The 14,031-nt window shown below is 64.5% G+C and carries 11 protein-coding genes, 1 tRNA gene, 2 rRNA genes and 1 pseudogene (1 of these 15 cut by a window edge); 2 read left to right on the top strand and 13 right to left on the bottom strand.

The features are described 5' to 3' along the window. Window positions 1-5 precede the first annotated feature (5 nt). The 7 genes from dnaK to ABAZ39_RS15635 all read right to left on the bottom strand — a co-directional run bounded on the left by dnaK (window position 6) and on the right by ABAZ39_RS15635 (window position 7,571). A complete protein-coding gene (gene dnaK / locus ABAZ39_RS15665; RefSeq protein ID WP_040133928.1) occupies window positions 6-1,961 on the bottom strand; it encodes a molecular chaperone DnaK in 1,956 nt (651 codons plus the stop codon). Between the two features lie 30 nt (window positions 1,962-1,991). Continuing rightward, window positions 1,992-3,638 carry a chaperonin GroEL gene (groL, locus tag ABAZ39_RS15660; RefSeq protein WP_040133927.1) on the bottom strand — a complete coding sequence of 549 codons (1,647 nt, stop codon included), beginning with the start codon at window positions 3,636-3,638 and terminating at the stop codon, window positions 1,992-1,994. 15 nt (window positions 3,639-3,653) lie between these two features. Continuing rightward, entirely contained in the window at window positions 3,654-3,953 is a 300-nt protein-coding gene (locus tag ABAZ39_RS15655; RefSeq protein ID WP_040133926.1) for a co-chaperone GroES, read from the bottom strand. A gap of 12 nt (window positions 3,954-3,965) precedes the next feature. After that, window positions 3,966-4,604, bottom strand: a complete 639-nt coding sequence (locus ABAZ39_RS15650; RefSeq protein WP_051658157.1) for a nucleotide exchange factor GrpE — start codon at window positions 4,602-4,604, stop codon at window positions 3,966-3,968. 114 nt (window positions 4,605-4,718) lie between these two features. After that, the gene (locus tag ABAZ39_RS15645; RefSeq protein ID WP_040133925.1) at window positions 4,719-5,345 is read right to left on the bottom strand and encodes an HdeD family acid-resistance protein; all 627 of its coding nucleotides are present in this window, start codon (window positions 5,343-5,345) and stop codon (window positions 4,719-4,721) included. 12 nt (window positions 5,346-5,357) lie between these two features. Further along, a complete protein-coding gene (locus ABAZ39_RS15640; protein WP_081863220.1) occupies window positions 5,358-6,011 on the bottom strand; it encodes a BON domain-containing protein in 654 nt (217 codons plus the stop codon). 819 nt (window positions 6,012-6,830) lie between these two features. Then, on the bottom strand, window positions 6,831-7,571 hold the full coding sequence (locus ABAZ39_RS15635; protein ID WP_040133923.1) for a universal stress protein: 741 nt from the start codon (window positions 7,569-7,571) through the stop codon (window positions 6,831-6,833). Here ABAZ39_RS15635 and ABAZ39_RS15630 point away from each other — a divergent pair. Then, entirely contained in the window at window positions 7,564-8,670 is a 1,107-nt protein-coding gene (locus ABAZ39_RS15630) for a universal stress protein (protein ID WP_247881693.1), read from the top strand. The two genes, ABAZ39_RS15635 and ABAZ39_RS15630, sit on opposite strands and share 8 nt — an antisense overlap. Window positions 8,671-8,839: 169 nt before the next feature. On the opposite strand, the gene ABAZ39_RS15625 is transcribed toward ABAZ39_RS15630, so the two are convergent. The 3 genes and pseudogenes from ABAZ39_RS15625 to ABAZ39_RS34205 all read right to left on the bottom strand — a co-directional run. Beyond that, complete coding sequence (locus tag ABAZ39_RS15625) at window positions 8,840-9,889, bottom strand: AI-2E family transporter (RefSeq protein WP_014197835.1); 1,050 nt, start codon at window positions 9,887-9,889, stop codon at window positions 8,840-8,842. Window positions 9,890-9,918: 29 nt separating this feature from the next. Next, window positions 9,919-10,431, bottom strand: a complete 513-nt coding sequence (locus ABAZ39_RS15620) for a phosphate-starvation-inducible PsiE family protein (protein ID WP_014197836.1) — start codon at window positions 10,429-10,431, stop codon at window positions 9,919-9,921. A 504-nt stretch (window positions 10,432-10,935) separates the two neighbouring features. Then, window positions 10,936-11,082 (bottom strand): annotated as a pseudogene (locus ABAZ39_RS34205) (ATP-binding protein); the annotation flags it as partial. 144 nt (window positions 11,083-11,226) lie between these two features. Here ABAZ39_RS34205 and ABAZ39_RS15615 point away from each other — a divergent pair. Next, window positions 11,227-11,529, top strand: a complete 303-nt coding sequence (locus tag ABAZ39_RS15615; RefSeq protein ID WP_051658156.1) for an ATP-binding protein — start codon at window positions 11,227-11,229, stop codon at window positions 11,527-11,529. 89 nt (window positions 11,530-11,618) lie between these two features. Here the strand turns inward: ABAZ39_RS15615 and ABAZ39_RS15610 are convergent. The 3 genes from ABAZ39_RS15610 to ABAZ39_RS15600 all read right to left on the bottom strand — a co-directional run. Beyond that, a tRNA-Met gene (locus tag ABAZ39_RS15610) sits at window positions 11,619-11,695 on the bottom strand. A 96-nt stretch (window positions 11,696-11,791) separates the two neighbouring features. Next, a 5S ribosomal RNA gene (rrf, locus tag ABAZ39_RS15605) occupies window positions 11,792-11,907 on the bottom strand. 134 nt (window positions 11,908-12,041) lie between these two features. Then, window positions 12,042-14,031 (bottom strand): 23S ribosomal RNA (locus tag ABAZ39_RS15600); it runs 757 nt beyond the window's last position.

The raw sequence follows: 14,031 nt of genomic DNA, 5'->3' as shown, positions 1-14,031 counted from the left end.
GGCACTCAGCCGCGCTGCCGATTCTGGTCGTCCACTTCCTCGAACTCGGCGTCGACGATGCCTTCGCTCCCGCCACCGGCCCCGCCACCAGACGAACCGGACGGGCCGGCATTGGCGGCGGCTGCTTGCTCCGCCGCGCTGCGCGTGCCGGTGTCGGCGGCGGCACGGTGGATCGTCTCGCCGAAGCGCGTGAGCGCTTGCGAGAGCGTGTCGATCCGCTGCCGGATGCGGTCGACGTCGTCGCCACCGACCGCCTCGCGCAGGGCGTTCAGGGCGTCTTCCACGGGCTTGCGCTCCGTCTCGCCCACCCGGCTGCCATGCTCCTGCAACTGCTTCTCGGCCGTGTACATCGCGGCGTCCGCCTGGTTGCGGGCATCGACCAACTCGCGCCGTTTCCGGTCCTCCTCGGCGTGCGCCTCGGCATCCTTGACCATCCTCTGGATGTCGGCCTCCGACAGACCACCCGAGGCTTGGATGCGAATCTGCTGCTCCTTGCCGGTGGCCTTGTCCTTTGCCGTGACGCTGACGATGCCGTTGGCGTCGATGTCGAAGGTCACCTCGATCTGCGGCACGCCGCGCGGGGCCGGCGGGATGCCGACGAGGTCGAACTGACCGAGCAGCTTGTTGTCCGCCGCCATCTCGCGTTCGCCCTGGAAGACGCGGATGGTCACCGCGGTCTGGTTGTCCTCGGCGGTCGAAAAGACTTGGCTCTTCTTCGTCGGGATGGTCGTGTTGCGGTCGATGAGCTTCGTCATCACGCCGCCCAGCGTTTCGAGGCCGAGCGACAGCGGCGTCACGTCGAGCAGCAGGACGTCCTTCACCTCGCCCTGGAGCACGCCCGCCTGGATGGCGGCGCCGATGGCGACGACTTCGTCCGGGTTGACGCCCTTGTGCGGCTCCTTGCCGAAGAAGTCTTTGACGACCTCCTGCACCTTCGGCATGCGGGTCATGCCGCCGACCAGGATCACCTCGGCAATGTCCGCGGCCTTGAGGCCTGCGTCCTTGAGCGCCGCCTTGCAGGGCTCGATGGTGCGCTGCACGAGGTCGTCAACCAGGGCTTCCAGCTTGGCGCGGGTGAGCTTGACGTTGAGGTGCTTGGGCCCATGCTGATCGGCGGTGATGAAGGGCAGGTTGACGTCGGTCTGCACCGTCGAACTGAGCTCGATCTTCGCCTTCTCCGCGGCTTCCTTGAGGCGCTGGAGCGCCAACCGATCGCTGCGCAGGTCGATGCCCTGCTCCTTTTTGAACTCGTCGGCCAGATAGTCGATGATGCGTTTGTCGAAATCCTCGCCGCCGAGGAACGTATCGCCGTTGGTGGCCCTGACCTCGAAAACGCCCTCGCCGATGTCGAGAACGGAAATGTCGAAAGTACCGCCGCCCAGATCGTACACCGCCACCTTGCCCTGGCCCTTCTTCTCGAGGCCGTAGGTCAGCGCGGCGGCGGTCGGTTCGTTGATGATGCGCAGCACCTCGAGCCCGGCGATCCGACCGGCGTCCTTGGTCGCTTGGCGTTGACTGTCGTTGAAGTAGGCGGGCACCGTGATGACCGCCTGGGTTGCCTTCTCGCCGAGATAGGCTTCCGCGGTCTCCTTCATCTTCGTCAGGATGAGCGCGCTGATCTGGCTCGGGCTGTATTTCTTGCCCTGCGCCTCGACCCAGGCGTCGCCGTTGTCGCCCCGCACGATCTTATAGGGGACGAGGGCCTTGTCCTTTTCCGTGATCGGGTCGTCGTAGCGGCGGCCGATCAGGCGCTTGATCGCGAAGATGGTGTTCTCGGGGTTGGTGACCGCCTGCCGCTTCGCCGGCGTGCCGACGAGGATTTCGCCTTCCCTGGCAAACGCCACGATGGACGGCGTGGTCCGCATCCCCTCGGCGTTCTCGATGACCTTGGCTTGGCCGCCCTCCATGACGGCGACGCACGAGTTCGTGGTGCCGAGATCGATTCCGATAACTTTGGCCATGTCGCCCTCCGGCGTGTTCCGTCCCGGTTGTCAGAAATCCATGCCGCCCATACCACCCATGCCGCCGCCCGGCATGGCGGGCATCGGCTCCTTCTTCTCCGGCCTTTCGGCGACCATCGCCTCGGCGGTGATCAACAGCCCCGCCACCGACGCAGCGTCCTGCAAGGCACTGCGCACCACCTTCGTGGGGTCGATGATGCCCGCCTTGACGAGGTCGCAGTATTTCCCGGCCTGCGCGTCGTAGCCGAAGTTCGGGTCCTTCTGGTCGAGCAGCTTGCCGATGACGATGGAGCCGTCGGTGCCGGCATTCTCGGCGATCTGGCGCACCGGCGCCTGCAAGGCGCGCCGGACGATGTCGAACCCCATCCTCTGCTCGTCGTTCTCCGGCTTCAGCCCGTCCAACACCCTTGTGGCGTAGAGCAGCGCCACACCGCCACCCGCCACGATGCCCTCCTCGACCGCGGCTTTGGTGGCGTGCATGGCATCGTCGACGCGATCCCGGCGCTCCTTCACCTCGACTTCGGTGACGCCGCCGACGCGGATCACCGCCACGCCGCCGGCCAGCTTGGCCAAACGTTCCTGAAGCTTCTCGCGGTCGTAGTCCGACGTAGTTTCCTCGATCTGCGTGCGGATCTGCTGCACACGGGCCTGGATGTCCTCCTTCCGACCGGCGCCATCGACGATCGTCGTGCTCTCGCGGTCGATCCGCGCGCGGCGGGCGCGGCCCAGCATGTCCAGCGTGATGTTTTCCAGCTTGATGCCGAGGTCTTCGCTGATCAGCTGGCCGCCGGTGACGGTGGCGATGTCCTCGAGCATGGCTTTGCGCCGGTCGCCGAAGCCAGGCGCCTTCACCGCCGCAACCTTCAGCCCGCCGCGCAGCCGGTTCACCACCAGCGTGGCGAGCGCTTCACCCTCGACGTCTTCGGCGATGATCAACAACGGCCGACCGCTCTGCACCACCGCCTCGAGAACGGGAAGCAGCGGCTGGAGGCTCGCGAGCTTCTTCTCATAGATCAGGATGTACAGATCCTCGAATTCGACGATCATCTTCTCCGCGTTCGTGATGAAGTACGGGCTGGTGTAGCCGCGGTCGAACTGCATGCCCTCGACGACGTCCAGTTCGGTGTCGAGGGACTTGGCCTCCTCGACCGTGATCACGCCTTCGTTGCCGACCTTCTCCATGGCCCGGGCGATCATCTCGCCGATCTCACGGTCGCCATTCGCCGAGATCGTGCCGACCTGGGCGATCTCATCGGAGGTGGCGATCTTCCGCGATCGCCTGCGGACATCGTCGATGGCCGTGTTCACGGCCACGTCGATGCCGCGCTTCAGGTCCATCGGGTTGATGCCGGCGGCGACGGCCTTGACGCCCTCGCGCACGATGGCCTGCGCCAGCACGGTCGCGGTGGTGGTGCCGTCGCCGGCCACATCGTTGGTCTTCGAGGCCACTTCGCGCACCATCTGGGCGCCCATGTTCTCGAACCTGTCGGCGAGTTCGATCTCCTTGGCGACGGTGACGCCGTCCTTGCTGATGCGCGGGGCGCCGAACGACTTCTCGATGACGACGTTGCGCCCCTTCGGGCCCAACGTCACCTTGACCGCATTCGCCAGGATGTCGACGCCGCGCAGCATCTTCTCACGCGCATCGGTGCTGAACCGAACGTCCTTCGCAGCCATGGCATCAATCCTCCGTTACGCGCCTCGTTCGATCACGCCCAAGATGTCGGACTCCTTGAGGATCAGCCGGTCCTCGCCCGAGATGCGCACCTCCGTGCCCGACCATTTGCCGAACAGCACCCGGTCGCCGACCTTGACGTCGAGGGGTTGTACCCTGCCGGCCTCGTCCCGAGCACCCGGGCCGACGGCCAGCACCTCTCCCTCGTCCGGCTTCTCCTTGGCGGTGTCGGGGATGATGATGCCACCTGGGGTCTTTTCCTCCGCCGCGACGCGCTTGAGCAGGACACGGTCGTGCAGCGGTCTGAAGCCCGTCATGCTTCCCTCCACTCAGGGGTGTTGATCGGATGGCGCGGTGCCGTCCCCGGCGACACCGACCAGCGCGGGGCGCAACAGACGCTCATGCTGGGCGTAGCCGGGTTGCAGGACCTGCACCACGGTGCCAGCCGGCAGCCCGCTGTTCCCCACTTCGAACATCGCTTGATGGCGATGGGGATCAAACGGCTCGCCGGGGACCGGATCGATCCGGAGGATACCGTGCTTCTCAAAGGCGTCGAGCAGCGCCTTCTCGGTCGCCACGAGGCCGGCCATAAGGTTCTGGACCCACATTTCGGCCGCGGCGGACTCCATCGGCACGCTCTCGATGGCGCGGCGCAGATTGTCGGCCGTCGGCAGCAAGTCCCGCGCGAACCCCGAGGCGGCGAATCGCACGGCCTCCTCACGGTCCCGCTCGGCCCGGCGCCGCATGTTTTCCTGCTCCGCCAGCGCGCGCAAAAGCCGGTCCTTGAGGTGGGACACCTCGCCTTCGAGCGGCGGGGCCGCATCACCGCCGCGCCCATCGTTGCCGTCCCTATTTTTGCCGGTGCCTTCGGTTTCGGGAATGGCCCCCCGTTCGCCACGAACGGGTGTCCAGGCCGGCGGGTCGCTCGCGGGGAAGGACTCGGCGGACGCCTCGTCGACACGGTCCACGGGGGGCTCGTCTGGCATGGGATCGGTGCGTCTCGGGTCAGGGTTCATGGGTGCGCCGCCTTGGCCGGGTATGGAATGGGGCCGGGTATGGAATGGGTAGGGATCGGACCTCGCTCAGGCTCCCTGTGGCACCGCTCCCCGCGGCTCGTTCCGGTGTCCTCTGAGCCGGAACGCCAACACGATCAGCACACCGCCGAAGACGAGCGCGTAGGCGCCGAGCCACCACGTCATGACCACCGCGCCCTCGATCGGCGCCACGAAGAGCAGGATGCCCCAGACGATGGACAGCAGGCCGCCGAAGCCCAGCCACCACTTGCCGTGCGACGTCCGCAGGCGGATGGCGGCGGCGATCATCATCACGCCCGAAACGACCGCCCAGGCGCCGCTGAGCCAGACGAAGGCGAGGATGGTGGCGGTCGGCGCGACGACGGCGACCACCCCAGCCGCGAGGTCGATCACCCCTTCGAGGATAAAGGGCCACCATCGCTCGCGGCGGGTCGCCGCGCGCACGCCGGCGACGATGGCGAAGACGCCATCGAACAGCATGTAGGCGGCGAAAAGCAGAACGAGGGAAGCGATCGTGACGCCCGAAAGCAGCAGCGCGATCAGGCCGAACAGGACAGCGCACACGCCGCGCAACGCCATCACCCACCAGTTCCGGGCCAGCATGGCGTTCATCGCCCCGGACTTCGCGAGCTCGGAATTGGGCAAGGCATTGTCTGCGCTGAAAGTCGTGCCCATCGCAGCCTCCTCTCACGGACTGATGACGATCCGGTTCTCAACCTTGGTGACGCCGGGCGCCGCCCAGGCGGCCCGTTCGGCCTCCTGCCGTTCCGCCCAGGACCGGACGGTGCCCTTCAGGATGATCTCGCTGCCGTTGGCCTCGACGGTGATGCGGTTCGCGTCGACCTCGGCGCTGCGCCGGAACGCCTGCTCGATCTTCTGCTTGATCTCGGAGGGGGCGACCTGGGGCTTCAGGGTGATCAGGTTGGTGACGCCCTTGACCCCGCGCACTTGGCGGACCGCCTTCTCGGCGCTCTCGCGCTGATAGTTCCATTCGACCGTGCCTTCCAGCGTCACCCAGGCGGACTTGACGATGACCTTGATGCTTTCCCAGGACAGCGGCAGCCAGCTCTTGATCGCCGCGACGGCGTCGCGCGCGATCTCGGGATCCGGCCGCTCCTCGCCGCTGGGAATGCGCACCTCTAGATCGTTCGCGACCCCAACGACGCCGGACACGCGCTTCACCGCCTTCTCGGCTTCGAACTTCTCGAGGTAGCTGCGGACGAAGCCGGTCAGCGTGACGACACCGTTCTTCACCGCCACCCCGATGTCTGTCGGATCGAGGGCCGGGGTCCAGCGGATTTCGAATTCCACATCCCGCTTGACGTCGCTGTCGCTCCTCATGCTCTCCTCCGCCATCTGCTTGATTCGGCTGCTTGATTCGGCCCATTGGGGGTGAAAGGATCGCCACGGTTCGCGCGAACCAGCCCCGACACAGTCAAAGGCTCCCGTTTCAACGATCGATTGGGCACATGCGAGGCTGATTATGCCTCTGCATCATTTTGCCGCCTTGACGGTCATCAACTTTCTGTCATTCGCCATCGACTGTCCGGACAAGTTTCTTAGTCTTGGGCTGGATCCCTACATGAGGTGTTATGGAACGCCCAATGCACTCAACATCTTGAGTGCAGAGTGGCGAAGGCCCGTGAACCGCGGCGGCCCGCTTCGCCATCAACGTCGTCATTCACAACGACGTTGACCGGTCCAGGTCACTCGAATCCCGATGCAGGGGCGATTTCCGGAAGCAGGAACGGGGGGATCGATGTTCTCCACCGGCTCGGAATCGCTGCGCGACGCAAGAACGCCATCGATGCATTGAAGGTGATTTCGTGAGGCGGTCCTGGATGTCCCATGCCGACCGTGGGGGCATGAGGTCCGTTCGCCGGAATGGATTGAGGGCGACCATCACGATGTCGCAGGGGTCTCCTTTGTCGCGTGCCAAGCGAACCAGGAAAGCCCTAGGTAAATTGCCAATATAGCCGCCATACCAGCAATAGACCGTCTCGACTTGCACGGATCGAAGTTTGCTGGAAGGAAAGCAGATGCGATAAGGACGGGAATACTGATGTACGGTTGCGTTGCGATGACGCAGCGCCCCTTGACGACATCGACGAGGCTCACGAATACGGTCGGCTTTCGGTAACGGTCCCAAGGATCGAACCGTCAATGTGCCATCAGGATCGGAACGGTCATGGTCGACAAGATTTCCTGCGTCATCCCGCCGAGGATCACCTCGCGCATCCACGAGTGTCCGTAGGCGCCCATGACTATGAGATCGGCTCCGAGGTCGGCCGTACGGGACAACACCGCTTCGGACGGGGTGAGGTCGATCAGCGACTGCGTTTCGGCCTTGGCGTTCAGGCCATGACGGACGAGATGCTGCACCACGTCGTCGGTGCCCCAGTCCTCGTCGGGGTCCGGATCGACGGACAGGACGGTCACCCCCGCCGCCATGGTCAGAAGCGGCAGCGTGTCGTGCAGGGCGCGCATGGACTCCCGGCCGCCGTTCCAGGCAATCAGAACGGTGACGCCAACCCGCTCAAAGTGACCGGCGCAGGGCACCATCAGCACGGGACGGCCGCAGGCGAGGATCACATCCTCCGGGGAATCCAGGACCATGCCCAGATCGGAGGCGTACTGCCCGAGCACGACGAGATCAGCGGCGCGGGCATGGCAGGTGACGAAAGACGCCAGCGACTCCTCTGTCCCCGTCGTCGGACGCCACTCGCCCGCCAAGTTCTCCCCATGCAGCGTCGTCCGGAAAATCCCTTCCGCGGTGGTGTCCCCCAAGCCCACACCGATCATGTGCGCCCCGTACCGGCGCGCAAGATCGGCGGCGAGGTGGAGGCGGCCATCGCTGACCGGAGCAGGGTCGACATGGATGAGAATGTCTTTGATGGACATGGCCCCTCTCTCGACCTGGAAATGCGCCCCTCAGCTCACCGGAGGTCCGCTCGGCGCGCCGAGCCTCGGCGTGGCGGTCATCCGGCGTCGGCAGCGGATTATGGCGCAGTGCAACCGTTGCGCGTTGATGGCCGTCAACAATTTCGCGATTGTAGAAGAAAAACCGGCCGATGTTGACGGCCGTCAAGGACAGGCTGCCGTACCTGTGCATGCTGAAAACGACGCCGGCAGTCATGTTCCGGGTGCCGGCTCACCGACAAGCCGGGAGGCCGCGATGATCAAGGTGGCGATGGTCCGTCTTGACGGAACGGTCGGCGACGATGTCCGCCTCACCGCTGCCGAAGACATGGCCAAACTCTTCGACGCTTGCATCGTCGGTCTGTTCCTCAACATCCTGACGCCCCTGCCGACCGTGGAAGGTGCCGATGCCGAGTTCTGGGCTCGGTTGATGCAACAGGCACGGAAGGCCGGTGACACGACGGAAGCGATGCTCCGGCACCGTCTGGCCGAGGTGAACGGACCGGCCGAGTTGCGCCGGTTCGATCTCTTCGCCGGCGATGTCGCGACGGTCGCCACCCGGGAGGCGCGCACGGCCGATGCTTTCGTGACCCTGCGCTTGGGCGCGGCCGATTCTTCCGGGCCAACCGAAGGCCTGGACGAAGGCGTTCTCTTCGGTTCCGGGCGGCACCTGTTCGTGGCCACGGGCCAGAAGCCGTTTCACAACGGCTTCGATCACGCCATCGTCGCCTGGAACGGCAGCCGGGAAGCCACGCGCACCATGGCCGAGGCCTTGCCGTATCTGCACGAGTCGCGGGCTGTGACCGTCATCGTCGTCGACCGGGAGCCGCCCGGCCAGAACGCCACGGCCGGAGCCGACGCCGTCGCCTACCTCAAGCACCACGGCATCGAAGCCCAGTTGCATCGCGCCGCAGACCTCGGCGGCGTCTCGGCGGCCCTGATCCAGGAAGCGGGGAGACTGGGGGCGGACCTCATAGTCATGGGCGGCTACGGCCACTCGCGTCTGCGCGAGTGGCTGCTTGGCGGCACCACCTACCGTCTCCTGCGCGATGCCCCGGCGCCGCTGGTGATCGCCCATTAAAGCGAACCTCCGTTCGCTTTAGATTCACATCGCCTCACTTGCCGGCTCTCAGCGGATGCCGATGGCATCCGCCCGCCTCTCGCGGGAACATCGTTCCCGCGAGAGGCGGGCTTCGGCCGCACGTGCGGCCGGGACCGCAGTCGCGGTCCAAAGCGGATTGCAATCCACTTTAGCGGGCGCGGTCGTCCACCGCGCCGGCGTGCTCGCCCTTGCCGAGCGCGGCTTGGACGTAGAGCTTGCGGACCAACACGAAGAGGACCACCGTCAGCGGCGAGGCCAGCAGCAAGCCCAGGGCCCCGAAGGCCAGCCCCATGGCGACGATGGCGAACAGGGTGAGCGCGGGCGGGATGGAGATCAGTTTCCGCGCGACCAGGGGCGTTACCACATTGCTCTCGATCTGCTGGACGAGAACGTACAGCCCCAGAACATAGAGCGTCGTGCCCAGCCCCGAGGACGAGGCGACCAGCAGGGCCGGAATCGCCGAAGCGATCGGCCCCACGAGGGGAACGAACTCCGCCAGTCCGGCGAGCAGGCCAAACGCAAGCGCCGATGGGACGCCGAGAAGCCAGAGGCCGAGCGTGGTCAGGATCCCGATGGTCGCCATCGCGATCACCTGCCCCTTGAGCCACTGGCCCAGCGCGTATCCTGCGCCGTCAAGGGCTTCCCGTGTCCGAAGTTCGGCATCGCGCGGGACGAGGGCGACCACGCCGTCGCGGTAGAGCCCCGGCTGCGCGGCAAGGTAGACGCTGCCGGCCACGACCAGCAGAAAGTTGCCAAGGGCGCCGAGCGTCGTCATCACGACGGACGTGACGTTGCTGACGACGCCCTCGGACAGCGTGCGGACGTCCAGGTCCTGGATTTGCCGGAGCAGCCCCCGTCCCCAGGCGTGGTCCTGCAGGCGCTTCCGCACCTTGTCCCAGGCCTCCGGAAGGATCCCCGTCAACTGGTCGACCTGGGCGGACACCTCCCGGCCGAAAAGCCAGACGCTCCCGCCGATCGCGACGACCAGGATCAGGATGGCGAGAGCCAGCGCCCACCCCGAGGACAGGTGAAGCCGTTGTCCGATCCAGTCGGCGAGCCCGCGCAGGAGAACCGCCAGCAGGACAGCCGCGAACGCCAGGAGAAGGACATCGACGATCCGCAGCAGGAAAAGGGAAAATCCTGCGAAGAGAATTGTAACGAGCATCCGGTAGGCATACGGCCCAATGTCCAGGCGCATATCCCTCTCCCCGAAGCGGCGGGCTAAGATCATTCACCCGGGAACCGCGATGCCGGTTCGGAATCGCCGGCATCGGCTTCGCTTTCCCGGGGATCCTGCTCGCGCACCATCCAGTACACCCCGCCCAGCGCCAGCACGGCGATGGCCAGCCCCATCAAAGTGGCCGGTTCGGTCTTCGTGGCATCGATGATGATGAACTTGCGCACCAACGCCAGAAGCGCGATCAGCACAACGGTCCGGACTTGGATGACGCTCTGCCGGCGTTCCAGGATGCCCAGCAGGGAGTGTTTGAACTCCAGCGCGATGAGCACCGTCATGATCATGCCGAAGACGTTCTGGAAGACCGCTTGGTTGGCCGGATCCACAGCGTCGAGGAGGACCAACAGGACGATCCGCACCGTGAGGTGCCAGAGGGCGGCGGCGATGATGACGGCGATGAGAAACGTCAGGATCAGGCAGACGATCTGCTCGAACCGCTGGTAGAACGTCAAGGCGTCCCAGGCGCGTCGCGTTTTCCCAAAGATTTCCGAGGATGCCACCACGGACTCCCATGTCTACGGATGCGACGAGGTTGAACGGACGAACGTGCGCCGGAGCCGGGGCACCGGGTTACGCAGCGTCGTTGATGTGCAGCGGCGCTCGGACGACGCCGCAGCCGGCCCGCATGACGGCAGCGTCCCGAAAGCGGGTCGTTCGGCCTCCCTTCGATCCATCCGGTACCCCACCCGGTGCGTCCTCACGCGGTTGATCGCCGGGATCGGGCGCGCACTCCGCGTCCAACCGGCGAAGCCATGCCTGCTTCACGCAAATGTCCATGGGGAAACTCCTCGGCGAAATCTCTTCGAAATCTCTTCGACCCGGGCCGCAGCAGAACGGTTGCGCCATCTTAGTCGTGCGACAGGCAGTATCATGGATCCCGCCAGAGGCGACCATCCGGCGCCTTCCTAAGGGGAATCCCGCAGAGGTTCCGCCTCTTGTCCACAGCGCGTGTCAAACGACTTCAGGAACTGGACCGGGGACGACACGAGGAACTGGACCCTCGTACGTCATAGTGTGTTTTCGGTGACCGCCGGGGCCGGATTCGTCTTGAGCAGGCCGGCCCGCCGCTTCTCGCGCAGCCGGTAGCTGTCGCCGCGGATGGTGATGACGTGGCTGTGGTGAAGCAGCCGGTCGAGAATGGCGGTGGCTACTACCGGAGGGGAGAGCGGCGGGTCTGAATCAGCGACTCGCCAGCCAGTCGTACCAGCGCCGGCCCTCGTCGGAGGCCCGCGCCTGCCGTCGGCCGAGTTGCTGCGACCGCTGAGCGAGTACGAGCAACTGATCGGGGGAGGCTGGTGATGGACGCCGACCATCTACCCGAGATGCTGGCACGCCTGAAGCTGACGGCGCTGCGCGACCGCCTCGACACGCTGCTCGACGAGGCCGCCCGGCGCGAGCTGAGCCTACGCGAGACCCTGGCCCTGCTGTGCGAGGCGGAAGTGGCGCACCGGGAGGAGCGGCGCATCCAGATGGGCCTGGGCATCGCCAAGTTTCCCTTCGTGCGCACGCTGGAGGGCTCCGAAGCGGATTTCCCCGTCCACGCCCCGGCGCCCTACGCCAGAACGCTATGCCAAAACGCGCGGGACTTTCCGCCCAAATGATTCCGGTTTGATTCCGGAAGCGGTCTGGAGAGGGGTGATTCCGGATGCAGAAAGCCCCTGAAAACTGTTTGCTTTCAAGGGTTTGAATTTGGTTGCGGGGGCAGGATTTGAACCTGCGACCTTCAGGTTATGAGCCTGACGAGCTACCGGGCTGCTCCACCCCGCGGGTGTTCCTTGGGAAGGGACCGTGTGCGACGATTGTCAAGCGAGTGCGAAGCCTTGCTGCGTCCACGTCCGGTGTAGTTTGGCGTGTGCCGTGGTGACCTGGCGGCGACCTACTCTCCCACGTCTTAAGACGCAGTACCATCGGCGCTGAGGCGTTTCACGGCCGAGTTCGGAATGGGATCGGGTGTTGGGAGCCTCGCCATGACCACCAGGTCACCAAGGCACACGCGAACCATCCGGACGGGGACGGCAGAGGTTTGGTTTGAGCGAGGACGTTTGCTCTTGTTCTTTGCGGTGTTGGCTCGTGCGCCCAGGGCTTGCCGCTGCGCGCGGGCCGCCTGCTGGGAAGGATCAAGCCGATCGAGCGATTAGTAAGGCTCAGCTTCAGGCGTTGCCGCCCGTCCACATGCCTCCTATCGACGTGATGGTCTGTCACGGCTCTCAAGGGAGTTCTGGTTTAGAGGTGGGTTTCCCGCTTAGATGCTTTCAGCGGTTATCCCGTCCATACTTAGCTACCCGGCCATGCCACTGGCGTGACAACCGGTGCACCAGAGGTATGTCCATCCCGGTCCTCTCGTACTAGGGACAGATCCTCGCAAAACTCCGACACCCACGGCAGATAGGGACCGAACTGTCTCACGACGTTCTAAACCCAGCTCACGTACCACTTTAATCGGCGAACAGCCGAACCCTTGGGACCTGCTCCAGCCCCAGGATGTGATGAGCCGACATCGAGGTGCCAAACGACTCCGTCGATATGGACTCTTGGGAGTCATCAGCCTGTTATCCCCGGCGTACCTTTTATCCGTTGAGCGATGGCCCGTCCACATGGAACCACCGGATCACTATGGCCGACTTTCGTCTCTGCTCGACTTGTCTGTCTTGCAGTCAGGCGGGCTTATGCCATTGCACTCGACGAGCGATTTCCGACCGCTCTGAGCCCACCATCGCGCGCCTCCGTTACACTTTGGGAGGCGACCGCCCCAGTCAAACTACCCGCCATGCAGGGTCCCGGCTCCGGATGAACGGAGCGCGGTTAGATGCCAGAGACCTCAAGGGTGGTATTTCAAGGGTGGCTCCACCCGAGCTGGCGCCCGGGCTTCCTAGCCTCCCACCTATCCTACACATGAGATCCCTAGCACCACTGCAAAGCTGTAGTAAAGGTGCACGGGGTCTTTCCGTCTGACCGCGGGTACTCCGCATCTTCACGGAGAGTTCAATTTCGCTGAGTTGGTGTTGGAGACAGCGGGGAAGTCGTTACGCCATTCGTGCAGGTCGGAACTTACCCGACAAGGAATTTCGCTACCTTAGGACCGTTATAGTTACGGCCGCCGTTTACCGGGGCTTCAATTCGGAGCGTGAACCCCTCCTCTTAACCTTCCGGCACCGGGCAGGCGTCAGACCCTATACGTCGCCTTGTACGGCTTCGCAGAGCCCTGTGTTTTTAGTAAACAGTCGCCACCCCCTGGTCTGTGCCCCCCGCCATGGCTTGCGCCACAACGGGGCCCTCTTCTTCCGAAGTTACGAGGGCAATTTGCCGAGTTCCTTCAACACCATTCTCTCAAGCGCCTGGGTATGCTCTACCAGTCCACCTGTGTCGGTTTGGGGTACGGTCTGATGCGGGGGCTGTTTCCTGGAACGGGTCCCCAGCCGGGCCAATCCGATAAGGCCCGACACGCTTTCCCATTCGTCACACACCCGCTGGCCCACGAATATTAACGTGGTTCCCATCGACTACGCCTTTCGGCCTCGCCTTAGGGGCCGGCTCACCCTGCGTGGATTAACCTTGCGCAGGAACCCTTGGACTTTCGGCGACAGTGTTTCTCACACTGTTTGTCGCTACTCATGTCAGCATTCTCACTTCCGATACCTCCAGGCGGCCTCACGGACACCCTTCGCAGGCTTACGGAACGCTCCGCTACCACGTGATCAAAGATCACATCCGCAGCTTCGGTACACGGCTTGAGCCCCGATACATTTTCGGCGCAGGCCGGCTTAACTAGACCAGTGAGCTATTACGCTTTCTTTAAAGGATGGCTGCTTCTAAGCCAACCTCCTGGTTGTCATGGCCTTCCCACATCCTTTCCCACTTAGCCGTGATTTGGGGACCTTAGCTGGCGGTCTGGGCTGTTTCCCTCTCGACGATGGACCTTAGCACCCACCGTCTGTCTGCCGGGCTGTGCTCCACGGTATTCGGAGTTTGGTTAGGTTTGGTAAGCCGCGAGGCCCCCTAGCCCATCCAGTGCTCTACCCCCGTGGGCAATCGCCCGACGCGCTACCTAAATAGCTTTCGCGGAGAACCAGCTATTTCCCGGTTTGATTGGCCTTTCACCCCTA

This window comes from Azospirillum argentinense, from assembly GCF_000632475.1.
Taxonomy (GTDB): Bacteria; Pseudomonadota; Alphaproteobacteria; order Azospirillales; family Azospirillaceae; genus Azospirillum; species Azospirillum baldaniorum.
The sequence above is the reverse complement of the archived record's forward strand: the minus strand, read 5'-3'. Positions and strand labels throughout refer to the sequence as shown.